General features: G+C 47.9%; 22 protein-coding genes and 2 tRNA genes. 7 read left to right on the top strand and 17 right to left on the bottom strand.

From position 1 onward, the window contains the following. Window positions 1-108: 108 nt before the first annotated feature. Complete coding sequence (locus tag V7P87_RS11255; RefSeq protein WP_333797509.1) at window positions 109-747, bottom strand: energy transducer TonB; 639 nt, start codon at window positions 745-747, stop codon at window positions 109-111. A gap of 70 nt (window positions 748-817) precedes the next feature. Between V7P87_RS11255 and V7P87_RS11250 the strand changes: the two genes are divergently transcribed. After that, window positions 818-1375, top strand: coding sequence for a SixA phosphatase family protein (locus tag V7P87_RS11250; RefSeq protein ID WP_333797508.1), 558 nt, complete (start codon window positions 818-820; stop codon window positions 1373-1375). Between the two features lie 42 nt (window positions 1376-1417). On the opposite strand, the gene rlmC is transcribed toward V7P87_RS11250, so the two are convergent. The 16 genes from rlmC to V7P87_RS11170 form a co-directional block, all read right to left on the bottom strand. Then, complete coding sequence (rlmC, locus tag V7P87_RS11245) at window positions 1418-2560, bottom strand: 23S rRNA (uracil(747)-C(5))-methyltransferase RlmC (RefSeq protein WP_333797507.1); 1143 nt, start codon at window positions 2558-2560, stop codon at window positions 1418-1420. Window positions 2561-2891: 331 nt separating this feature from the next. Then, window positions 2892-2981, bottom strand: a tRNA-Ser gene (locus V7P87_RS11240). A 117-nt stretch (window positions 2982-3098) separates the two neighbouring features. Beyond that, complete coding sequence (gene nadA, locus V7P87_RS11235) at window positions 3099-4157, bottom strand: quinolinate synthase NadA (RefSeq protein ID WP_333797506.1); 1059 nt, start codon at window positions 4155-4157, stop codon at window positions 3099-3101. A 69-nt stretch (window positions 4158-4226) separates the two neighbouring features. After that, window positions 4227-4302 (bottom strand) — tRNA-Lys (locus V7P87_RS11230). A 255-nt stretch (window positions 4303-4557) separates the two neighbouring features. Further along, on the bottom strand, window positions 4558-5418 hold the full coding sequence (ybgF, locus tag V7P87_RS11225; RefSeq protein ID WP_333797505.1) for a tol-pal system protein YbgF: 861 nt from the start codon (window positions 5416-5418) through the stop codon (window positions 4558-4560). 17 nt (window positions 5419-5435) lie between these two features. Next, window positions 5436-5945: a peptidoglycan-associated lipoprotein Pal gene (gene pal, locus V7P87_RS11220; RefSeq protein WP_260657150.1), complete on the bottom strand. Its 510-nt coding sequence runs from the start codon at window positions 5943-5945 to the stop codon at window positions 5436-5438. Window positions 5946-5986: 41 nt separating this feature from the next. Then, on the bottom strand, window positions 5987-7300 hold the full coding sequence (tolB, locus tag V7P87_RS11215) for a Tol-Pal system beta propeller repeat protein TolB (protein ID WP_333797585.1): 1314 nt from the start codon (window positions 7298-7300) through the stop codon (window positions 5987-5989). A 56-nt stretch (window positions 7301-7356) separates the two neighbouring features. After that, window positions 7357-8277: a cell envelope integrity protein TolA gene (gene tolA, locus V7P87_RS11210; RefSeq protein ID WP_333797504.1), complete on the bottom strand. Its 921-nt coding sequence runs from the start codon at window positions 8275-8277 to the stop codon at window positions 7357-7359. A gap of 1 nt (window position 8278) precedes the next feature. Further along, entirely contained in the window at window positions 8279-8710 is a 432-nt protein-coding gene (gene tolR, locus V7P87_RS11205; protein ID WP_333797503.1) for a protein TolR, read from the bottom strand. Next, window positions 8710-9396: a protein TolQ gene (tolQ, locus tag V7P87_RS11200; protein WP_296298988.1), complete on the bottom strand. Its 687-nt coding sequence runs from the start codon at window positions 9394-9396 to the stop codon at window positions 8710-8712. Before tolQ ends, tolR begins: the two co-directional genes overlap by 1 nt. A gap of 662 nt (window positions 9397-10058) precedes the next feature. Beyond that, window positions 10059-11075 (bottom strand): Holliday junction branch migration DNA helicase RuvB, encoded by a 1017-nt coding sequence (gene ruvB, locus V7P87_RS11195; RefSeq protein WP_333797502.1) that lies wholly within the window; start codon window positions 11073-11075, stop codon window positions 10059-10061. Window positions 11076-11120: 45 nt separating this feature from the next. Further along, window positions 11121-11744 (bottom strand): Holliday junction branch migration protein RuvA, encoded by a 624-nt coding sequence (ruvA, locus tag V7P87_RS11190; protein WP_333797501.1) that lies wholly within the window; start codon window positions 11742-11744, stop codon window positions 11121-11123. Between the two features lie 70 nt (window positions 11745-11814). Further along, the gene (ruvC, locus tag V7P87_RS11185) at window positions 11815-12336 is read right to left on the bottom strand and encodes a crossover junction endodeoxyribonuclease RuvC (RefSeq protein WP_333797500.1); all 522 of its coding nucleotides are present in this window, start codon (window positions 12334-12336) and stop codon (window positions 11815-11817) included. A gap of 2 nt (window positions 12337-12338) precedes the next feature. Next, window positions 12339-13082, bottom strand: coding sequence for a YebC/PmpR family DNA-binding transcriptional regulator (locus V7P87_RS11180; protein WP_333797499.1), 744 nt, complete (start codon window positions 13080-13082; stop codon window positions 12339-12341). A 138-nt stretch (window positions 13083-13220) separates the two neighbouring features. Beyond that, window positions 13221-15008: an aspartate--tRNA ligase gene (gene aspS, locus V7P87_RS11175; RefSeq protein ID WP_333797498.1), complete on the bottom strand. Its 1788-nt coding sequence runs from the start codon at window positions 15006-15008 to the stop codon at window positions 13221-13223. 76 nt (window positions 15009-15084) lie between these two features. After that, entirely contained in the window at window positions 15085-17898 is a 2814-nt protein-coding gene (locus tag V7P87_RS11170; protein ID WP_333797497.1) for a transporter substrate-binding domain-containing protein, read from the bottom strand. 71 nt (window positions 17899-17969) lie between these two features. On the opposite strand from V7P87_RS11170, the gene V7P87_RS11165 reads away from it, so the two are divergent. The 6 genes from V7P87_RS11165 (at window position 17970) to purM (ending at window position 23162) form a co-directional block, all read left to right on the top strand. After that, window positions 17970-18836, top strand: coding sequence for a DUF72 domain-containing protein (locus tag V7P87_RS11165; protein WP_333797496.1), 867 nt, complete (start codon window positions 17970-17972; stop codon window positions 18834-18836). 115 nt (window positions 18837-18951) lie between these two features. Then, entirely contained in the window at window positions 18952-19701 is a 750-nt protein-coding gene (gene cmoA / locus V7P87_RS11160) for a carboxy-S-adenosyl-L-methionine synthase CmoA (RefSeq protein WP_333797495.1), read from the top strand. Next, window positions 19694-20659 (top strand): tRNA 5-methoxyuridine(34)/uridine 5-oxyacetic acid(34) synthase CmoB, encoded by a 966-nt coding sequence (cmoB, locus tag V7P87_RS11155; RefSeq protein ID WP_333797494.1) that lies wholly within the window; start codon window positions 19694-19696, stop codon window positions 20657-20659. The genes cmoA and cmoB overlap by 8 nt, the downstream gene beginning before the upstream one ends. Before the next feature lie 17 nt (window positions 20660-20676). After that, window positions 20677-21588 (top strand): LysR family transcriptional regulator, encoded by a 912-nt coding sequence (locus V7P87_RS11150; RefSeq protein WP_333797493.1) that lies wholly within the window; start codon window positions 20677-20679, stop codon window positions 21586-21588. After that, on the top strand, window positions 21585-21995 hold the full coding sequence (locus tag V7P87_RS11145; RefSeq protein ID WP_333797492.1) for a hypothetical protein: 411 nt from the start codon (window positions 21585-21587) through the stop codon (window positions 21993-21995). The genes V7P87_RS11150 and V7P87_RS11145 overlap by 4 nt, the downstream gene beginning before the upstream one ends. A gap of 114 nt (window positions 21996-22109) precedes the next feature. After that, window positions 22110-23162 (top strand): phosphoribosylformylglycinamidine cyclo-ligase, encoded by a 1053-nt coding sequence (gene purM, locus V7P87_RS11140; RefSeq protein WP_296299006.1) that lies wholly within the window; start codon window positions 22110-22112, stop codon window positions 23160-23162. Window positions 23163-23167 lie beyond the last annotated feature (5 nt).

Below are 23167 nucleotides of genomic sequence, written 5' to 3'. Positions count from 1 at the left end.
CCGGCTGTTATTCTTGTTGTTGTGCGCCGAAGCTGTTCAGCCACAGCGCCCAAAGCAACTTTGTTTATGCTTTGTATTGCCAACCTGATCAATGTGCCACAGCCCTTTTCAGGGTTCCAGATTAAAATCCAGCTGCACAGTTAAACCTGTGGTTTTAGCAGCTTTGCCTTGTTCGACAGAAGGTTGATATTTCCAGCGTTTTAGCGCCCGGATAGCTGCCTGTTCAAACACTCGTTTTGGCTCTGCATCCAGCACCACAACATCGGTCACAGCCCCTGTAGCATCAATGCTAAAACTCAGCTGCACCCAACCGCTGATCCCATCCCGTGCTGCTGAGGCGGGATATTGTGGTTCAACCCGCACCAAAGGCCTGGCCTGTGCATCAGCCAATTGCTGGTATTGCCCCTGCTGCGCGCTGATGGCAATATCTGGCACCACAGGTGCAACCTCCAGCGCAAAACGCTGCAGCTCTGAACCCAAATCAACAGGTTGTTGTGCCGGGGGTTCAACAGGAGGTGGCGGTGGCTCTAAGATGATTTTCGGCTGTACTGCACTGTCATCTCTGGGGGCAGACAGTTCCACTGCCATCTGTGGAGGTAACGGCGGCGGTGGTGCAATGTCGTTGTCCAGCAAAGCCGCCATCAGCTGAAATAACATCAAAGTGATAAAAATTGCCAACACTACAGTGCCCAACCGAGCCTGCCATGGTGTTTGTGCCGCATAAGATACTGACATAGTGCTGCTCATGTCCTGCTCCTTGTTGATGGTGTTTTTCAGACATTGGACGATTGAGCACAACAAAAGGGGTTAAATAATTTTGAAAATTTTAAAAGTTTTGGCTGTCAGTGTACTGAGTCTCGCCACTTGCACAGCACAAGCTGCACCTTACCAGCTGTACCTGGTGCGCCACGCCCACAAGGCTGAAGTCAATAAAGCTGCCGGTGGAGCGGCAGCGAAAGATCCGCTGTTATCGGCCTGTGGTAAAGCACAGGCGGCAGAACTGGCGACTTTATTGGCTAAGGTGCCGCTGACAAAGCTGTATCACAGCGGATACCAACGCACCCAATTAACAGCAACCGCTTTATTAACCCCAAACCGCCGGTTAGAAACTTATCAGGCAGCCGACATCCAAAACCTTGCCGCTAGCTTGATGCAGCAGCAACAAAACGCGTTGGTAGTAGGCCACAGCAACACTGTGCCGCAACTTGCAGAGCTACTGAGTAAAACACCACAAGCGCCGCTGACGGAACAGGATTACGGTCTGATTTATCAGCTGCAGTTTGATGGCAACAACTTCATCAGCCTGACAACACTGCAGTTACCAATGCCAGCCCTTTGTGAGCCACAAAAGGGGCTGAACAACATAAACGAATAACAAGGCCACAATGAAATACCAGGCTTTTACTGCGGCGAAGCACTATTCAGCGTGACTGTCGCGGCGCTGTAATAAACACAATACTTCGGCATGTTCAGTGTGAGGAAAAAAATCAAACAGCTGCGCTTTCTCAAGCTGATAGTCTGAAAGTGCAGCTAAATCCTGCACCAGACTTTGTGGATTACAGCTTGAATACAACAACCAGGCTGGCTTCAGCTGGCTTACGGTCTGACACAGTGCTGCACCTAAACCCCGCCTAGGTGGGTTGACCACTAATAAATCCGGGCTTTGCTGCTGGGCCTTGGCAAATGCATCAGCATCCAGCGCCTGAAACTGTAATTGCACATCCTGCATCAGTGCGGCCGAGCGATGTGCACAGGCAATAGCAGCCGACGATATTTCAATGCCGGTGATCTGCCGTCCGCTTTTTGCCAGATGCAGCGCAAAACCACCCACACCACAAAACAGATCCCAGACACTTTTTAATGGTAAATCAGCAGTCCAGTCGCGGGCGCTTTGGTACAACTGCGCGGCCAGCCTAGGGTTCGTCTGAAAAAAACTCTGAGGCTGAATAAAAAGCGGCACATCGTTGAACAGCTCTGGCAATTGTTGTTGCTCAGTCAGCACAATTTCCTGCTCGCCCTCTAACACAGCTTTATGTTCGGGCTGTAAATTCACAGAACACACCAAAAGCTCAGGCCATTGTTGCTGCAGCGCCGGCAGATGTTTAACAATAGAGGCCAGATGGTTTTTTGAACGCAGTACAAAACGCAGCATCCACTGCCCTGTTGACTGACTTTGTGTTAACAGCACAAACTTCAGCTCACCTTTTTTTTCAGCAAGCTGATAAGGCTGCAATTTGGCCAGCCGGATAAAACTGCGGATATGCGCAAAAGCTTGCTGAAATGATGTTGGATACAAAGGACAAGCGGTCAGATCGACCTGTTGCTGATGATGATTCACAATACCAAGCACAGGATCATCTATGCTGCCCATCACCACCATTTTGGCTTTATTGCGAAATGCCGCTTCTGAAGATGCAACAGCAGGCAATAACTGATAACCGGCAAAATTGCCAAGCAGTTTTTGCAACTGCTGCTGTTTTGTCTCCAGCTGCACTGCATAAGCCGCATCAAGTGCTGAACAAGAGCGGCAAGTGTCGGCAATAAAATAAGGACATAACATCAAAAGATTCCGGCAGCAAAATGCAAAAAACAGGATTTTAGCAAAAGCGGTTTAGTTTCACAGTGATTTACTTTGGGTGCTTGAGCATAAGGTTTTATCCAGGGTTTAAACCAAAGCCGCTTTCACCAGCAGATATAAACAAAAGCCCCGTACTTTCGTATTCAGGGATTGACTCGGGGCTCCCTGCCCCTCGCCCTTCGGGCCTTGCTCCGCAAGGTCCAAACCGGCAATCCTGCCGGTTTGTCGAACTAAGGCTTCTCACCAATCCGCTTTCACCAGCAGATATAAAACAAAAGCCCCGTACTTTCGTACGGGGCTTTTGTTTTATATCTGGCGGAGAGAGAGGGATTCGAACCCTCGTTAGGGGTTAACCTAAACACACTTTCCAGGCGTGCGCCTTCAGCCACTCAGCCATCTCTCCGGGACTTGCCACAGCAAGCGCGGCTATACTAGGTAAATTCAGCGCTCGGCGCAACAATAAATTGCTGTTATACCGCTTTTCGCTGGAATTTTCAGCAAAGCCGCTATTTGTACAAGTTTAGGCGTTGCCCTTCACTGCAACTCTGTTGCTTTTGGCAAAACTCAACATCCGGTCCAGCGGTAATAAGGCTCTGTCGCGTAGTTTAGCGTCGACAAAAATTTCGTGACCACTGGCGTCAGTTAAAGCCTCTTCAATAGCTTTTAAGCCATTCATCGCCATCCAGGGGCAATGTGCGCAGCTGCGGCAAGTGGCGCCATTACCACCGGTTGGCGCTTCAATAAAGGTTTTATCCGGCATCGCCTGCTGCATTTTATAAAAAATGCCTTTATCCGTCGCGACAATAAAAGTGTCGTTGGCCATGGTCTGGCTGGCTTTAATCAGCTGACTGGTGGAACCCACGGCGTCGGCTAAATCCACCACCGCAGCCGGAGATTCCGGATGCACCAATACTGCTGCAGTTGGATATTGTTTTTTCAGCTCAATCAGTGCATTGGCTTTAAACTCGTCATGCACAATACAGGCGCCCTGCCACAGCAGCATATCGGCACCTGTCTGTTTTTGCACATAAGCGCCTAAGTGTTTATCCGGGCCCCACAGGATTTTTTTACCTTCACTGTCTAAATGTTCAATCACATCCAGCGCAATAGAAGAAGTCACCACCCAATCGGCGCGTGCTTTTACCGCAGCTGACGTATTGGCGTACACGACAACAACTCTGTCCGGATGCGCGTCACAAAAGGCAGAAAACTCCTCAGCCGGGCAACCTAAATCCAGCGAACAGGTGGCTTCCAGCGTTGGCATTAAGATGGTTTTTTCCGGCGTCAGAATTTTTGCGGTTTCGCCCATAAACTTGACTCCGGCGACAATCAGCGTTTTTGCCGGATGCTGATTGCCAAAACGGGCCATTTCTAATGAGTCTGACACACAACCACCGGTTTCCTCGGCGAGCGCCTGAATTTCCGGGTCGGTGTAATAGTGCGCGACCAGAACTGCATCACGTTCAACCAGTAATTTTTTGATCCGGTCTTTATAAGCTTGTTTGTCGTCAGCGCTTAATGGCAACGGCTTTTTTGGGAAGACATATTCAAGTTCATTAAACTGCAGTGCTTGATTCATGCTGACCATCCAACAATAAAGGGTGGCGCATTATACACGGGTTTTGCAGTGAGAAAAACTATCGGGAAGTGGTGGGTCATGATGGATTCGAACCATCGACCAACGGATTAAAAGTCCGCTGCTCTACCAGCTGAGCTAATGACCCCTGTCGCGGAGGCATATCTTACTTATTTACGCGCTCAGTGCAACTTATATTTGCCAAAAACGCGCTTTTGCCATGTTAACTGCTTAATTTCGCAGCATCACAGCAATTCACTGTCGAATAATAAAGCGTTGCCTGTCTGAAATATCAGCAGCATCAATTACAAAGCTTAACTACTACAGCAAAGCCAAAATCGGCAAAAATACAATTTCCCCAATAAAAAAGCCCGCTTAAAGCGGGCTTTTTTATAAAAACGACTTACATAGTCTCAAGTTTTTTGCGCGCTGTTGCTGCAGGCTTGGACTTTGGAAAACTTTTGACCAGCTGGTTGTAATACTTTTTTGCTACCGCAGCTTCGTTCTGCTTTTCAGCCACCATGCCCAGTTTTAATAAAGCGTCAGGAACACGAGTGGTATTCGGGTACTGGGTGACAACACGCTCGAAATGGTTTTTTGCTTTGCCTAACTCATTTTTCTGATAGTAAAGCTGGCCTAACCAATAATGAGAATTAGAGGTGTAGTCTGAATTCGGGTAGTCACGGATAAAACTTTCAAACGCCGGAATAGCCGCAGCGTAGTTGTTATCCTTGATCACATAATTGATAGCTTGTTCATACGCCTGTGCTTCTGTCATATTCACAGAGGCTGGCGCTGGCGCAACATCCGCAGTAGCAACCTGATCGGCTGCTACAACGGCTGCGGGATTGCCCGCCGGCACGTTAACCGGAGTTTGTGCACGCACATTTGCAGAAGACTGCACCTGCGACGCTGCACCACCCTGGCCACCCACACGGCGGTCAATTTCCTGATAGATATCACGTTGTTGTTGCAATATCTCTTCTAATTTATAAGAGTGCATTTCAGTCTTGCCGCTTAACTCGCTGACCTCGTCAAGCAAGGTCTGGAGTTGTTGCTGCATCTGTAGTTGTGCAGCAGCACGAGCTTCAACCACACGTTCCAGCGCAGATAGTCGTTCTTCAACAGAACCACTACGACTACTGGATTGCGCGGCATAACTCTTATTGCTGCTGCGACTTAGGTCAGCAACGGGCGCCGGATCAGCTAATACAGCTACTGCAACTAATGAAAGTGCAGTAATCAGTGACTTTTTAACGTCCATGCACACTCACTAGTAAATTAGTAAACTAAAACAGCACGACGGTTTTTAGCAAACGCGTCTTCAGTGTTACCAGCGTCAACTGGTTTTTCTTCGCCGTAGCTAACTACTGACATTTGGCCAGCAGCAACACCCAGGTTTTCCAGGTAGCTTTGAACTGACTGAGCACGACGCTCACCCAGAGCGATGTTGTACTCTGGAGTACCACGGGCGTCAGTGTGACCTTCAACTGTTACAGAAACAGTAGTACGAGCACGCAGGAAAGCAGCGTGAGCGTCCAGTACTGAAGCGAATTCAGGACGGATAGCTGACTTGTCGAAGTCGAAGTAAATAGTGTTTTGCTGACGCAGAGCTTCTAATTGCTGACGCAGTTGTTCTGCATCGCTCATGCCTTGGTCAACAGCTTGAACAGGAGCGTTGGTGTTTGCGTTTGCATCGCCAGCGTCAGTTTCGTTGTTAGAGCTACATGCAGCTAAAGTCAGCACTGGCACTGCTACTAACAAACCTTTTAAAACTTTATTTAAGTTCATGATTTTTTCCTTAGTAAAACGATTAACCAAATTTTTGTGTTTTATAAAAATGGTGACCACGCCGGGGATTTTACTCTCCCATTAGCAGCAGGTAACCTTGCTTTAAAGCGACCATCCATGGATACCAGTGCCAGTACTTGTGACGAACCGTGCAAAGTACTATAGATAATCATTGAGCCGTTAGGCGCAATGCTTGGTGACTCATCCAAATAAGTGCGAGTCAGCACTTGCATTTGACGGGTAGTCCTATCCATGCGCGCAATATTATACTGACCGTTTGTGCGGTTTACCATAACAATTGCTTGGCCGTTAGGTGTAAATTTACCCGCTAAATTCATTTCACCGTCAAAAGTAACACGAGTTGTTGCTTTTGTATTGATATCCACTGAATATAATTGCGGATTTCCGCCCCGTTCTGAAGTAAAAATAATCGATTGACCATCAGGGCTCCAGTTTGGCTCAGTGTCAATAGCACGGTGATTGGTCAATTTTGTCAGATTTTTACTGGCAATATCCATCATATAAATTTCAGTATTACCATCTTTTGATAAAGTCATCGCCATTTTACGGCCATCTGGTGACCAAACAGGCGCACTGTTAATACCTTTAAATGAAGTCAGAATACTACGACGTGCAGTGTAAACATCCTGTATATAAATCTGAGATTGTTTACGTTCAAAAGTAACGTACGCTAATTTAGTGCCGTCAGGTGACCAGGTAGGTGACATCAAAGGTTCTTTTGCCCTTAACAGAACCTGCTCATTTTCACCATCATAATCGGCGACAACTAATTGATAACGATACTCTTGTTTATCACGCACTAATACATAGGCTATTTTGGTAGAAAATGCACCTCTTTCGCCAGTCAATTTTTCATAAATCACATCACTCATACGATGTGCATATTGACGAAACAATTTTCCGGCGATAGTAATTTCGCTGGAGTGCAGAATATGATTGTTGCCTGCAACTAAACGACCGCTTGATGTCATCATTGGCTGACCAACACCACCGTTGGCTTTGATCACGTCAACCAGTTCATAACTAATGGTATAACGATCGAGCCCAACTTCTTTTACTGTGCCCATCACCACAGCTTCAATGCCCGTTTTACTCCAGGCAGCCGCATTAAATTGACTACTGTTTTGTGGTTGTTGCGGCATCCGCATCACATTAACCGGATTAAACTTACCACTGCGCATTAAATCGGCGGCAACAATCTGGCTGATATTTTGTGTTGGCTGATTCTGCCCGACAAAAGTAAATGGCACTATGGCCACGGGGCGCGCTGTATCCACACCTTCAGTAATCACAATTTCTAAAGATGCATGACTCTTCAGCGACACGATTGCCATCGCCACTATCGCTGCTTTTCCTATCAACTTGAATATCATTGTCGTATCGTCTCAACTTATTTTTTAAATGGTAACTTCAATTGACGGAATTCGGCATTCAACTCAGGATCTTCCGGCATTGGGAACCGGCCGACCCGGTTGATCGCATTGACCGCGGCATTACAAACGCCTGGGTCACCGCCTTCAACATTCATGTTAATCACAAAACCATTACTGGCCAGGCTCAGTGAAATCACACATTCTTTGCCGTTCATGGTGTCATCAGTAAACCAGCTCTGCCGTACCCGCTCTACAATCATGGCCACATAACGCTGTTTCTCAGTGAGTAACTGCCCTTGTCTCGCCAGACGCCGCGCTTCTTCGGCTTCTTCCGCCAGCTCGTCTTCCATCATCTGCTCTTCAGCCTGACGCTCAAGTTCCTGCTGACGTTTTTTCTCTTCGGCTTTTTTCTTCTTTAACTCTTCCGCTTTTTTCTTTTTCTCTAACTCGTCTTTTTTCTTTTTCTCAAGACGGGCGTTTTCTTCAGCCTTTTTCTTTGCTTCTTCTTTTTTCTTCTGTTCCTGTTCTTTCTTCAGCTTCTCTTGCTCTTTTTTCTTTTTGAGCGCGATATCAGCTTCTTTTTTCTTTTTCTCAGCTTCGAGCTTTTTCTTCACGATCAGCTCTTTTTCCTGCTGTAGTTTTTTCTCTTCCTGCCGTTTTATTTCCGGATCTTCTTTCGGCTCTTCTTTGACCGGTTCTGGTTCTTTTTTCGGCGGCTCTTTTTTAGGTTCTGGTTTCTTTTTTGTTGCTTTGTCTGCTTCTTTTATTTTCGGATTTTCAACAACGCTGGCTTGCAGCGGCGCATTACTTGCCGAATACAAAGGCACAACAATCACTTCGTTTTTATTAAAAAAGTTAAAATTGATAAACATCGCCAGAAATAACAGCAGGTGTACCCCTGCCGATATTTGCAGCGCCTTCTTAAACGACGGATCCATGTTATTTGGACTCCACGTCTTCTGTCATCAATCCTACCGACGGAGCGCCAGCTTGTTTCATCAGATTTAATAAATGAATCACAGCATTATAATCAACACGGCCATCCGCTTTAAGAATGACCTGGGTGCCTGGTTCAATGGTCAGCGTATCCATAACTTCAGCCTGCAACTGCTCTGCATTCATAGGCCCTTTGTTGACACCATCTTTTTCGTAATAATATAAACCGGCTTCATCAACAGTTGCCACGATAGGGGTTTTCCCATCTTTCATCTGCTCTATGGGTTCGGCTTTTGATTTAGGCAGTTCTACCTTTACACCCTGAGTGATAATAGGTGTGGTCACCATAAAAATAATCAGCAGCACCAACATCACATCGATATAAGGCACCACATTTATTTCCGCCACCATGCGGCGTTTCTTGCGCACGTACATTATTGATTGTCTCCGGCACTGACCGCCTGACGATGCAGAATATTGGCAAACTCTTCCACAAAGTTGGCATAGGAGTTTTCCAGTTGTTCAACACGGTGTGAAAATCTGTTATAGGCAATAACAGCCGGAATAGCGGCAAACAAACCAATAGCGGTTGCGATCAGGGCTTCAGCAATACCTGGTGCAACCATTGCCAAAGTGGCCTGCTGCACAGCTCCCAAAGCAATAAATGAATTCATAATACCCCAGACGGTGCCAAACAAACCAATATAGGGGCTTATAGAACCGACTGTGGCCAGGAACGGCAAATGGGTTTCCAGCCGTTCAACTTCCCGAGATAAACCGACACGCATCGCACGCTGAGTACCTTCCATCACCGCACTTGGCTGTCTGGCATTGGTTTTGTGTAAACGGGCAAACTCTTTAAAACCGGCTTTAAACAGAGATTCCATACCACTGACATTAGCGCGGGCACTCACTTCGTTATACAGCTTTGATAAATCAATACCGGACCAGAACCGATCTTCAAATTTCCGGGTGTCTTCAATAGCCGCGTTTAAGGCTTTATTACGCTGGATGATCATAGCCCAGGATACAACTGAAGCTGCGACCAGAATAGCCATCACACATTGCACAACAAAGCTTGCATGAAGGATAAGTTCGAGAATTGAAAGTTGACCAGCCACCAGAAAATACCTCTAAAAAAACGCTAAAACAAAGTCACAAATTTGGGCGCTATGATATGGGACACTGCGCCCTAACTCAACAGCGCAGCCCCTGCTATACCGAAAAATAATTCTCCCCTTCCGGTCCGGCAATCAGTTAACTTCTGTATTGAAACGGATGTCGGGTAAAAGTTCATTTTTTACGTTAAAACGGCTAATTTTAGCGACAAAACGGAGAAATCAGATTTTTATGTCGACAATCGATGAAAAAAATAATTGGAAGTATTCATTTCAGGTTCAGCAAAAAACAAGGAGGATTCAGATTTATCAAGGCTTACACAACAAGGCAACCCATTATTCATTATTTATGAATTTTTATTCGCATTACTTTTTTTAATGAAAAGAGGCAATTTTTCTCGTTTGAAGTAATTATTCTAAATCCTTAAGATACGCAGGTGTTCTGAGCTAGCGCAACGGTGTAATACGAGGGTGTTCACTGTAGTTAAGATCACAGAGTGATTGGAACCCTGCTTCAGTGGTTCGGATCACTCAGCATGTTCCCTGGATTTTTTGAAGTTCTACTTCAACTTGTTGCATTGGCCCGCTCCTTAGCGGGCTTTTTTTTATCTGAAAATCAACAATATGGCAGCAAGTCGCCGCAGCAATACTGTGATACCAGGCCTTTATTCCTGCGATGTTGCCGGCAGGTCAAAACCAAAATGGGCATAAGCATGTTTTGACGCAATACGGCCACGTGGCGTGCGCTGGATAAAACCCTGCTGAATTAAAAAAGGTTCGATCACATCTTCTATCGTGTCTTTTTCTTCACCTATGGCTGCAGCCAGGTTATCCAGTCCTACGGGTCCACCCATAAATTTTTCGATAATGGCCAGCATCAGCTTGCGATCCATATAGTCAAACCCTTGTGCATCCACATCCACCATCAATAATGCCTGATTGGCAATATCGGTACTGACCACACCGTTCGATTTCACCTGGGCAAAATCCCGCACTCTTCGCAGCAACCTGTTGGCAATACGGGGGGTGCCCCGGGAACGACGGGCAATTTCAGTGGCGGCCGGCAAATCCAGCTGCAGGTTGAGAAAATGTGCCGAACGCAGAATAATTTGCGCCAGCTCATCGACTTTATAAAACTCCAGCCTTTGTACTATGCCAAATCTGTCCCGCAGCGGGGAGGTTAAAGCACCGGCTCTGGTGGTAGCACCAACCAGCGTAAAAGGGGGTAAATCCAGTTTGATCGAGCGGGCAGCCGGACCTTCGCCAATCATAATATCAAGCTGATAGTCTTCCATCGCCGGATATAATATCTCTTCAACCACCGGGCTTAAGCGATGAATTTCATCGATAAAAAGCACGTCATTGGGTTCGAGATTGGTTAAAAGCGCGGCTAAATCCCCTGCTTTTTCCAGTACTGGCCCTGAGGTTTGTTTAATATTCACGCCCATTTCGTTGGCGACAATCATTGCCAAGGTCGTTTTACCTAAACCTGGTGGGCCAAAAATTAGTAAGTGATCAAGGGGTTCATTTCTGCCACGGGCCGCTTCAATAAAAATAGCCATTTGCTCACGCACATGGCTTTGGCCTGTGTAATCCGCCAGAGATTTAGGACGAATAGCCCGGTCGATAACTTCATCTTCCCGACTGGCCGCAGGGGCTAGTAAACGATCTGCTTCTATCATGGCTGTTTACTCAGTTGAACAACGTTGTGCAACATCATCCATAAATTAAATCATTGATTTTAATGCAGCTTTAATCAGTTGTTCACTGCCAAGCTCGGCTTTAAATACTTTTTTCACCGCCAGAGCGGCTTGCGACTGACTGTAACCCAGGGAAATCAGCGCACTGATAGCATCTGCTTCCGGGCTTTCTTTGAGCTCAAATTTATGCACTTCGTCATCACCCAAAACCAGATGATCAGTGACAGGGGTGGCAATAGACAAGCCCCAGTCTTTAAGTTTATCGCGCATTTCCACCAATAATCGTTCGGCGGTTTTTTTACCAACACCAGGTAATTTTACCAGAGTGCTGATGTCATCCTGTTGTACACAACGCACAAACTGACTGGCCGTTAAACCCGACAAAATGGTCAATGCCATTTTAGGGCCTATACCATTCGCTTTAATTAACTGACGGAACAAACTACGCTCCGTTGGATTGGCAAAACCATATAACAGCTGCGCATCTTCCCGGACCACAAAATGGGTATAAATAGTGGCTTGTTGACCCACAGCGGGCAAAGTGTAAAAACTGGTCAGCGGCAACTGTACTTCGTACCCTACCCCAGCCACTTCTATTAATAAATCCGGCGCTTGTTTTTCGGCAATAATGCCCGTTAATCGACCAATCATAAAAATCCTGCTGCATAAAAATGCGAATTGCTCTTATTTGCGCTTTGGCAACCAGGCCCCGGCAATAGGCTTATCTTAACCGGCCACGCACTGTTTTACTGGCCTGTCCTGCCATACTGATCAAACTTTGTTGGGTATGACCATGACAGAGCGCCACAGCCAATGCATCGGCAGCATCCGCCTGCGGGCTGGCAGGCAGCTTCAGTAGGGTTTTCACCATATGCTGCACCTGGAATTTATCGGCCGCTCCTGTGCCCACCACAGATTGTTTGACCTGACGGGCGGAATATTCAAACACCTCAAGTCCAGCCACTTTAGCTGCAACAATAGCAGCACCACGGGCCTGGCCCAGCTTTAACGCTGAATCCGGGTTGCGTGCCATAAACACCTGCTCTATGGCAAAAACTGTTGGCCGTGTTTGTTCAATAATTTGGCTGACGCCATCAAAAATTTGCTTGAGCCGATCCGGCATTTCACCAAGTGTCATCCGGATACAACCACTGGCGATATACTCAAATTTGGCGCCTTGCTGCCGGATCACCCCGTAACCGGTTAACCTGCTGCCGGGGTCTATACCCAGAATAATATTCAAGCTTATTCCACCAGCGCCAGCACATCATCACTGATGTCGGCATTGTGATAGACGTTTTGCACATCGTCAAAATCTTCAAGCATATCAATAAGTTTGAAAAACTTTACCACAGTGTCAGCGCCAATCTCAGCTTTGGTTGACGGCACTAAACTCACTTCGGCATGTTCCGCCTGTAATCCTGCACTTTCCAGAGCTTCTTTAACATCCAAAAACAACTCAGGGCTGGTAACCACCTCAAAAGAGCCGTCGTCATGCGCCACTACATCATCAGCACCTGCTTCCAGCGCTTGTTCCATCAGTTTGTCTTCATTAACACCTGCGGCAAAACTTAATAAACCCTGGCGCGAGAACAAATAAGAAACAGAGCCGTTGGTGCCGAGGTTACCGCCATATTTGGTAAAGGCACTGCGCACATCCTGTACTGTGCGTTTATGATTGTCGGTGAGTGTTTCAACAATAATAGCCACACCATTGGGGCCATAACCTTCGTACACCAACTCTTCAAAATTTTCACCACCATTTTCACCGGCACCACGTTTTACCGCGCGCTCAATCACATCCCGCGATAAATTATTTAACAGTGCTTTGGCAATGGCAGTTCGTAATCTCGGGTTACCGTCCGGATCTGCACCTTGTTTGGCTGCCACTGTCAGCTCCCGGATCAGTTTGGTAAATATCTTCACCTTTTTGGCATCCTGACGCGCCTTGCGGTGCTTCATGTTGGCCCATTTACTATGACCTGCCATCTTTATACTCCCTCAATAACAAAACTTGTGATCCTCTGCCAGCATGGGCTGAACGCAGAGATAAAAACGGCGACTTAATGTCGCCGTTTTTTGCTGAAGCTACTGCAATCAATGCCACAGTGACAAGCTGTTTTGCTGTTATTTGTCAGCTTCAGCCTTGGCAACAACGGCAATACCCAGATCGGCCAGTTGTTGTGGATTGGCAACACCAGGTGCGTCTGTCAACGGACAAGCGGCAGTAGCGGTTTTCGGGAAGGCCATCACATCACGGATAGAGCTGGCGCCTGTCATCAGCATCACTAACCTATCCAGGCCAAAAGCCAGACCCGCATGTGGTGGTGCACCATAACGTAAAGCTTCTAATAAGAAACCAAATTTTTCCGCCGCTTCTTCATCACTGATGCCCAATAACTGGAACACTTTGGCCTGCACATCCGGCGTATGGATACGCACAGAACCACCGCCTAACTCAGTACCGTTTAAAACCATGTCATAGGCGTTGGATAATAAAGTGCCCAGCTCCAGCTTGTCGGTGTCAGTCGACAGGAAAGCTGCAGTGTCCAGCGGTGAAGTAAAGGGATGGTGTACAGCGGAATAACTGCCGTCATCGTTTTCTTCAAACATTGGGAAATCAACAACCCACAGCGGTTTCCAGCCAGGCTGAGTGATGCCTAAATCTTCACCCAGTTTTAAGCGCAAAGCGCCCATAGCTTCACACACGACTTTGGCCCTGTCAGCACCAAAGAAAATCAGGTCGCCGTTTTGTGCGCCGGTGCGCGCTAAAATTTCACTGACGATTTCCGCAGTTAAAAACTTAGCAACCGGCGACTGAATACCTTCCAGGCCTTGAGCCACGTCGTTCACTTTTAACCAGGCCAGGCCCTTGGCACCATAAATGCCAACAAAAGCGGTGTAGGTGTCGATATCTTTACGGGAAACTTTTTCCGCGGCGCCTGGCACTTTGAGTGCAACCACACGGCCTTTCGGGTCATTGGCCGGGCCTGAGAATACTTTAAAATCAACGTCTTTGAGTAAATCAGCCACATCAACAAACTGCATTGGATTGCGTAAATCCGGTTTGTCTGAACCATACAAACGCATGGCTTCAAAATAGGTCATCCGTGGCAGCTTGCCTAAATCTACATCCAGCATCGATTTAAACATCGACACCACCATTTCTTCAGTGACAGCCATCACTTGTTCGGCGGTCATAAAGCTGGTTTCGATATCAATCTGGGTGAATTCCGGCTGACGGTCAGCACGTAAGTCTTCGTCACGGAAACATTTGACGATCTGATAATACCTGTCCATACCGCCCATCATCAGCAGCTGTTTAAACAGCTGAGGTGATTGTGGCAACGCAAAAAACTGGCCTTTATGGGTGCGGCTAGGTACTAAATAATCGCGGGCACCTTCAGGGGTAGCTTTGGTGAGAATTGGCGTTTCAATATCTAAAAAGCCGTTGCTATCCATAAAGTTACGGACAAAACTGGTGACTTTGGCGCGGAATTTTAATCTGTCGCTCATCACTGGACGACGGATATCTAAATAACGGTATTTGAGGCGCTGCTCTTCTGTGTTGTTCTGGTTAAAGTCCAGTGGCAGGGCCGGTGCTTTGTTCAGAATGGTCAGAGCCGAAGCGTAAACTTCTACTTCACCAGTGGCCATATCTTTATTGACTTGCGAGTCAGGGCGTGCGCGCACTGTGCCTGTGATCTGCACACAAAATTCGTTGCGCAGCTCAGCAGCCTGGGCGAACATTTGTGTTAAATCCGGATCAAAAAACACCTGCACCAGACCTTCACGGTCGCGCAGGTCAACAAATATCAGACCACCGAGGTCGCGACGACGGTTGATCCAACCGCACAGAGAAACTTGTTGCCCGACATGTTGTGCGTTCAACAGACCGCAATAATGACTACGCATGCACTGATCCTTTCTACCGGTACTTGAGCTTTACGCTGAAAAATGAGCGCCAATTATATAGAAAAGATCTCTAAAGTCACTGCCCTTGATGACTAAAACGATAACAGCCTTTACCACTTTGTTTAGCGCGGTACATCAGGCCATCGGCGGTCTTCAGCATCTGCTGGCTATCAATGCCGTTATCCGGATATAACGCAATGCCAATACTGGCCCCTACCCTGGCAGCGCAAGCCGATAACTGCAGCGGGTTGGATAAATGCAACAGAATTTTTTCTGCCACTATGGCAGCATCGTCTTTATCCAGCAGGCCGGTCAGCATAATAACAAACTCATCGCCACCAAAACGGGCCACAGTGTCACTTTTACGCACACAATGCTGCAGTACCTCGGCAACCTTTACCAGGAGCTCGTCCCCCACATGATGGCCATATTGATCATTCACTTCTTTAAAACCATCTAAATCCAGAAACAACAAGGCTAGCTTCTCATGGTGACGGGCATGTTGCAGCAGCGCCTGATTTAACCGCTCTTCCAGCAGATTGCGGTTAGCCAACTTGGTTAAATCGTCATGCGTGGCCATAAAACGCATTTTTTCTTCCATTTGCCGGCGTAAGCTTATTTCACGGCGAAGTGACATATTCCAGAAAAACACCAGCACCAACAAAACAACACCTATGCCAACCACCTGCAGCACCAGACTAATGACTCTTCCTTCATCAACCCCCTGATGAATTTCTACTGAAAACCAGCGGTCCAGAATTTCACTGCGGTCAGATTCATTCAGCGTTTTTAACCCTTTATCCAGAATGTGCAGAAGTTCTGGCCAGTCTTTGCGCACCGCAAATAAAGATGGATATGTAGGCATATCCACCGGCAAATGCATGCGCAAATTGCTGTTTTCTGCCTGCCTTAAAGCGCGGCCGGACGAAATCACAGTGTCAACGACAAAATCAACCTCGCCACTTTGCAGCATGGCAAGTCCCTGAGTCAGATCCTTGCTAAAACGCAGCTGAACTTGCGGATGATTGGCCTGAAAATATTTGACGATTTGATAATCTTGCAGCACCGCCACCTTTTTACCTTTGAGCTGGCTCAGGGCTGTTATTTCTGTCACGGCGTTATGACTGATTAAAGTCCACTGGAAAGGCCAGAAGTTATGACTAAAAGCGGCAAATTTACGGCGCTCCGGCAAATCTGACATATTGGCAACTACATCCAATTTGCCGGCGGCAAAATCAGCTTCCAGATCAGCCCAGTGCTGATAAGGCACAGCGGTAAAACTGGTACCAAGGCGCTGATTCAGCTTTTGCAAAATATCGTCGGTGACACCGCTGAACCGCCCGTTCTGATCCACAAACTCCATCGGCGCCCAGTCCGCCATGACACCCACTTTAAGCAGCCTGTGTTCAGCCAACCATTGTTGCTCCTCTGGCGTTAACGGCACCTGCTGGCGAAAACGTGCGAAGTAAGCCAGTTCCGGTAAGGAAACCCAGCGTTTTTCAATAGTTTCCAGTTGGTCCTGAGTCAGGGCATTAAAACCAAGCCGGATTTTATTGACGAGCTCATTGTTACCTTCGCGCACCAGCACCTGCAAACTGGTTTGATATTTAGGAAAGTCGAGTATTTTATAGCTGTCGGTTTGTTGCAACATCAAGCGCTGTTGCATAATCAGATCAGCCCCAAAAAAACCGGCAATCTCCCTGCGTTCCAGCGCCTGCTGCATATCCTCAAGTTTGTCAAAAGCAATAAATTTCAACGTGGGATAATCCTGACGTAACGCTTTTTGATAAGCAGCAGCGGCAAAAAAACCAATGGGGCTTCGCACCTGATTCAGGTCAGTGAACTGCTGATGTTTTGGATAATAAAAAGACGAACTCAGGTTATAAATAGGATGAACACTTTGCACTTCTGCGCGGCTGTCAGGCAGGTATGGGTAACCCATATGTGCATCCACTCTCCCCTGGCTCAAGCTGGTTAAGCCTGCAGTTGTAGTATCCGGTACTATGGCAATAGGAATGCCGGTTGTTTCCGACCACAAACGCCATAAATCAACCAATAACCCCTGCGGCTGACCATTGCTGGACATGCTCATCAAAGGCTGATTTCCAACGGACATGGCTACCACTATGGTGTCGTCGCTGCTAATGCCACTGAGCCAGCGCCGCTGCAGTTTATCGGGTAAGGTGGCGGGTAATTTGGCGACTAACACTTGTAATTCAGCTGCCAGTGCCGTCGATGTTTTCGGCAAAGCATAGGTCAGCTGCATTTTTTCCAATGGGATCTTTTTAAACAGCGGATACAGCTCGCTTAATTGCTGAATGCGACCATAACGTGGCGTTAACCGGTCCAAACCAATAAAAGCTTTAATGCGCCCTTCAAGCGCAGCATCAAACATAGCGCTGGTGTGATCAAACTGCTGCAACACGAGATCCGGCTGTTTTTGCCTTATTGTTGCCAGATGACCGGAATTACGCACCACCCCAACTAAATGCGGCAACAGCGCAGGGAGATTGTTTACAAAATTTAAATCCCGGTGGATAAATACATTGCTGTGCACTTCAGCAATAGGGTTCCCCAGCAGATAGCTGGCAGCACGCTCTGGGGTTACCGCCAGGCCACCAATCACGTCTGCTTTGCCGTCTGCCAGTGTCTGATAAATGTCAGTCCAGTCCACGGCAACAAATTCAATACGACGGCCATCCACAGCGGCCAAAGCCCGCCACCAGTCAACCACCAAACCGCCCGGCTGATTCTGGCTGTCCAGATACATATAAGGGAAACTGTCATTACTGATGGCGATACGCAGCGGTTTTGAAGGCTCAGCAGCCTGAACTTCCGGCGTAGCAAACAGGCCACACCACAGAATCAACAACACAAGGCATAACTTCATTATGTTACTCTTCTATGATTCACAGTGCCGGCGCATGCCCGACCGGCATCGCGCTTTTACAGGTGAGAGCTATGTATTATTTAGGTTGCCCGGTTTGGGCTCACGCGCCTTGGCAAGGCAGCCTCTATGCCAAAGATAGCCGATCGGCAGATTTTTTAGCGCAATATTGTCGTTTTTTCAATGCAGTAGAGGGTAACACCACCTTTTACGCCAACCCGGCAGCAGACACCATAACACGCTGGCTGGCGCAGAGCACAAGCGATTTTCGCTTTAACCTGAAGGTGCCAAAAGCCGTCAGTCATCAACAGGGCGGACCGCAACTTTTAACACAGTGGCTTGCGCTGATAAGTCCGCTGCGGGAACGGATTGGTTTTATTCATCTGCAGCTACCGGAGCGTTTTAGCCCTGCACAGCTTACTGAACTTTCACCACTGTTAGCGCTTATCCGAGCGCAACATGCCTGCGCCGTCGAAATCCGTCACCCACAATTTTTTGATAAAGCCGACAACGAAAAAGCGCTGCATCAATTGTTGCGGTTTTACCAGTGTGAACGCCTGAGTTTTGACAGCCGCAGTTTGTTTTCAGTGCCGGCTGATACGCCGGCGCTCCTGGACGCGCAGCGCAAAAAACCAAGGTTGCCGGTACATGCTGTGGCATTAACGGATGCCCCGGTGTTTCGTTTTGTTGGCCAGGACGACCTGGCGGCTAACCGGCCTTTTTACCAGCCCTGGCTCAACAAAATGCTGCAGTGGCTTGGGGAAGGCAAAACCCCTTATGCCTTTTTTCATACACCGGACAACACTATGGCGCCGGCTCTTGCCCGGCAATTTGCCGCAGATTTACAACAACTGGGCGGTCCTGCTCATGCCATTCTGGCACCCTGGCCAGGTGAGCTTGCCAAAGAAGCAGAAACACAGCTGGCTCTTTTTGGTGACTAAGTTCAGGCTGCTGTTTTAGCACCTGACCTGCGCTTTTTCTTTGGCCACTAACTTACGGTAACAACGCCAAATCGGGTAAACTAACGGCATTTGGCTTAGTTTGCCGTGGAAGTATATGCAAAAAGATTCAATTTACGCCGAGCCGCTGGCTCAAATTCAGGACTTCTGTTTTGACGCCACTGTGGCCGAAGTTTTCCCCGATATGATCCAGCGCTCTGTGCCTGGTTATCAAACGATCATTCAGACCATCGGCAAATTAACGGCAAAATATCAGCAGGATAACAGCAACTATTACGACCTTGGCTGCTCTTTGGGCGCCGCCAGCCTTGCCATGCGCCGCCAGCTCAGCGACAGCCAAAGTAAAATTGTCGCCATCGACAACAGCCCGGCCATGGTGGAGCGTTGCCAGCGCCATTTACAGTCGTTTCGCTCCGAGGTTCCGGTTGAAGTGCTGATGGCCGATATCCGCGATGTTGACATCAATAATGCCGCAGTGGTGGTCAGCAATTTTACTCTGCAGTTTTTACCCAAGCAGCACAGAGACGAGCTGGTGCAGCGGATTTATCAGGGCTTAAAACCGGGCGGAATTTTTATTCTGTCGGAAAAGTTTGTGCAAAACGATGCGCAAACCCATGAGCTGCTGATTGATTTGCACCACGATTTTAAAAGAGCCAATGGCTACAGTGAGCTCGAAATCAGCCAAAAACGCACAGCGCTGGAAAATGTAATGCGCCCGGACACTATCGAAGAGCACCAGCAGCGCTTTAGCAACGCCGGTTTTGGCAGCAGCACCGTCTGGTTCCAGTGTTTTAATTTCTGCTCTATGGTGGCTATCAAAACTCAGGCAGAGGCCGCATATGCTTAATTTCAATGAGTTTTATGCTGCAATAGCGCAAAACAAACTGGCCGCATGGCTGGACGTGTTACCGGCGCAGTTGTCTGCCTGGAAAAAAGAAGCATTGCACGGCGACTTTAAGCAGTGGCAAAAAGTGCTGGCCAATTTACCAAAAAGCCCAAGTAGCGTGAAAAACATCAGCACTGAAGTCAGTTTTGGCGCGCCGGAGGAACTCAGCGCCGGCGAAAAACAGCGGTTGGAAGTGCTGCTGAAACAACTGATGCCCTGGCGCAAAGGGCCTTTTACATTGCATGGACTGCATATCGACACTGAATGGCGCTCTGACTGGAAATGGGACAGAGTGTTGCCGCATCTGGCACCGCTTCAGCACAGAACTGTGCTGGATGTGGGTTGTGGCAGCGGTTATCACTTATGGCGCATGCGAGGTGCCGGTGCAGACTTTGTGGTAGGCATAGACCCAAGCCAGCTGTTTTACAGCCAATTTTGCGCCATTAAACATTTTAACCCTGACCCCAATGTACATTTGCTGCCAATTGGCATTGACGATATGCCCAAATTGCAGGCGTTTGATACGGTGTTTTCCATGGGGGTGCTATATCACCGCAAATCACCGATAGACTTTTTGCAGCAACTGAAAAATCAGCTGCGCCCTGGTGGTCAGCTGGTGCTGGAAACTCTGGTGGTCGAAGGTGATGAAACCACAGTGTTAGTGCCAGGCGAGCGCTATGCCAAAATGCGTAATGTCTGGTTTATTCCAAGTACCGATGCCCTGCTGGGCTGGCTGGCTCGTGTCGGTTTTCAAGATGCTAAAGTAGTTGATTTAAATCACACTTCACTTGATGAACAACGCAAAACGGCCTGGATGGAAAATGAAAGTCTGGTTGATTTTCTTGATCCGAATGATCATAGTAAAACCATTGAAGGCTATCCGGCGCCTCTGCGTGCCGTTGTTATTGCAACTGCCTGATTGGCAATAGGAAGATTATGCCGTATCGCCCCAAGTCAACGCTGGAACAATGGCGCATTCTGCAAGCCGTGGTTGACGCCGGCGGTTACGCTCAGGCAGCGGAATTACTGAATAAAAGCCAGTCCAGCCTGAACCATGCGGTGGCAAAATTACAGTCCCAGCTCGGTGTTGAGCTGCTGCAGGTGATAGGCCGCAAGGCATTTTTAACCCAGGCCGGCGAAGTGATGCTGCGCCGCTCGCGCATCCTGACTGCCCAAATTGAAGATTTGGAACTGCTCGCCGCCAGCATTGATATGGGCTGGGAGCCGGAGATCCGCATTGCGGTTGAGTTGGTATACCCAAAAAAATATTTATATCAGGCGCTGGCAGAGTTTCACCCGCAAAGTCGCGGCAGCCGTATTCAAATCATCGACACCGTTATTACCGGCACCACTGAAGTTATTCTGGAAGCAAAAGCAGACCTGGTGATTGCTGCCAGTGGTGTGATCCCTAAAGGTTATCTCGGAGAGCCGATTTGTGTAACCCGGATGATCCCCGTGGTTGGCAAACAGCATGTACTGGCACAGCATCAGGCGCTTGATTTGGATGAACTCAGTCAGCATCTGCAGATTGTGATCCGCGATACAGCTAGCAAGCCGATGGATAATATTGGAGGCTGGCTCAAAGCAGAACAACGCTGGACCGTCAGCAACTTTTATGAAGCCATTGAAATTTTAAAAAGTGGCATCGGTTTTTGCTGGTTGCCGGCGCATTTAGTGCAAGATTTAACAGATTCAGGTGAGCTGAAAAGACTGCCGCTGAGTCAAAGTTCCGAGCGACTGGTTCCCATGTCGCTGCTGACACCCAAAGAAGAAAAACTCGGTCCAGGCGGCCGGCAACTACGTCAGTTGCTGCTTGCTGTGCATGGCAAAGGCGGAAACCCATCATGATTAATACGACTGAATTACAACAACTGATGCTCGACAGTGCCAGCGAAGCTGTGCAATACGCGGCAGAACAATATCAGCAACACCTTGATTTCAGCAAAGAAAGCGTGCCTTTATTAGACACTATGCTGGTGAAATTACATCTGCAACACAAAAGGGAAGCCATCAGTAAAGAACATCTGTTTACCTTAAGCCATTTATTCGGTGCTTATCTTGGGCAGATTTTCCAGCAAAAAGTGGGCGGCCAGTGGCAACAACTGCAGCTCGGCGACGACAATCCGGTGATTTGTCTCTGCCACAACGGCAAGGAATTTCCATTTGCATCAGTCTGTTACAACAAGATCGTCAACGATGTAGCACTTAGTGTTGACGCTTATCTGACACAGGCGCTTAATAACGCCACTCAGTAACAAAGCCGGGGAAAAATCAACGGCCCTTGCCATAATCCTTTTGTCTGAACGCAGAACAGGGTAAAATGCGCCGGATTTTTTACCCTGACTTTATTTCAGCCATCGAGGATTACCGTGAGCGAGCAAAAAACTTCGTTAAGTTACAAAGACGCAGGCGTAGACATTGATGCCGGTGAGGCTTTGGTCGACAGGATCAAAGGTGCCGTCAAACGTACGACCCGTAAAGAAGTGATTGGTGGTCTCGGTGGTTTTGGCGCTATGTGCCAGATCCCGGCAGGTTATAAAGAGCCGGTGTTAGTATCAGGCACAGATGGTGTTGGTACTAAATTGCGTCTGGCAATAGATTTAAACCGCCACGACAGCGTTGGTATTGATTTAGTGGCCATGTGTGTCAACGACATCGTAGTGCAAGGCGCTGAACCGTTGTTTTTCCTCGATTATTACGCCACAGGCAAACTGGATGTTGACGTTGCTGCCAGTGTAGTCAATGGTATTGCCAATGGCTGTGAGCTGTCTGGTTGTGCGCTGGTGGGTGGTGAAACGGCCGAAATGCCGGGTATGTACCATGCCGGTGACTACGACATCGCAGGTTTTTGTGTAGGTGTGGTGGAAAAAGCTGACATTATTGACGGCTCTAAAGTAAAAGCCGGCGATCAGATCATCGCCCTTGCCTCTTCAGGCCCACACTCCAATGGTTTTTCACTGATCCGCAAAATTATCGAAGTCAGTGGCCAGACACCAGACACTCTGCTTGAAGGCAAACCTCTGGCCGACCATTTAATGGCGCCAACCCGGATTTATGTAAAAAATCTGCTGAGCCTGATCAAAACTGTACCTGTTCATGCCTTATGCCATATCACCGGTGGTGGTTTCTGGGAAAATATTCCACGGGTACTGCCGGCTAACACCAAAGCTGTCTGTAACGAGCAAAGTTACCAGTGGCCAGCTGTATTTAACTGGTTACAGCAGCAAGGTAATGTCACCCGTCATGAAATGTACCGCACCTTTAACTGTGGTGTTGGCATGATTGTGGTGGTCAGCCCGGACAACCTGAATGCAGCACTGAAATTTCTCAATGATGCCGGCGAAACCGCCTGGCACTTAGGTGAAATTCAGACCGCTGGCGAAGGCGAAGCTCAGGTCATTATTCCTGGTGTGAACGCTTAAGCCTT

Source organism: Rheinheimera sp. (genome assembly GCF_036782235.1).
Classification (GTDB): domain Bacteria; phylum Pseudomonadota; class Gammaproteobacteria; order Enterobacterales; family Alteromonadaceae; genus Pararheinheimera.
This window is presented reverse-complemented; position numbering and strand designations above follow the sequence as displayed.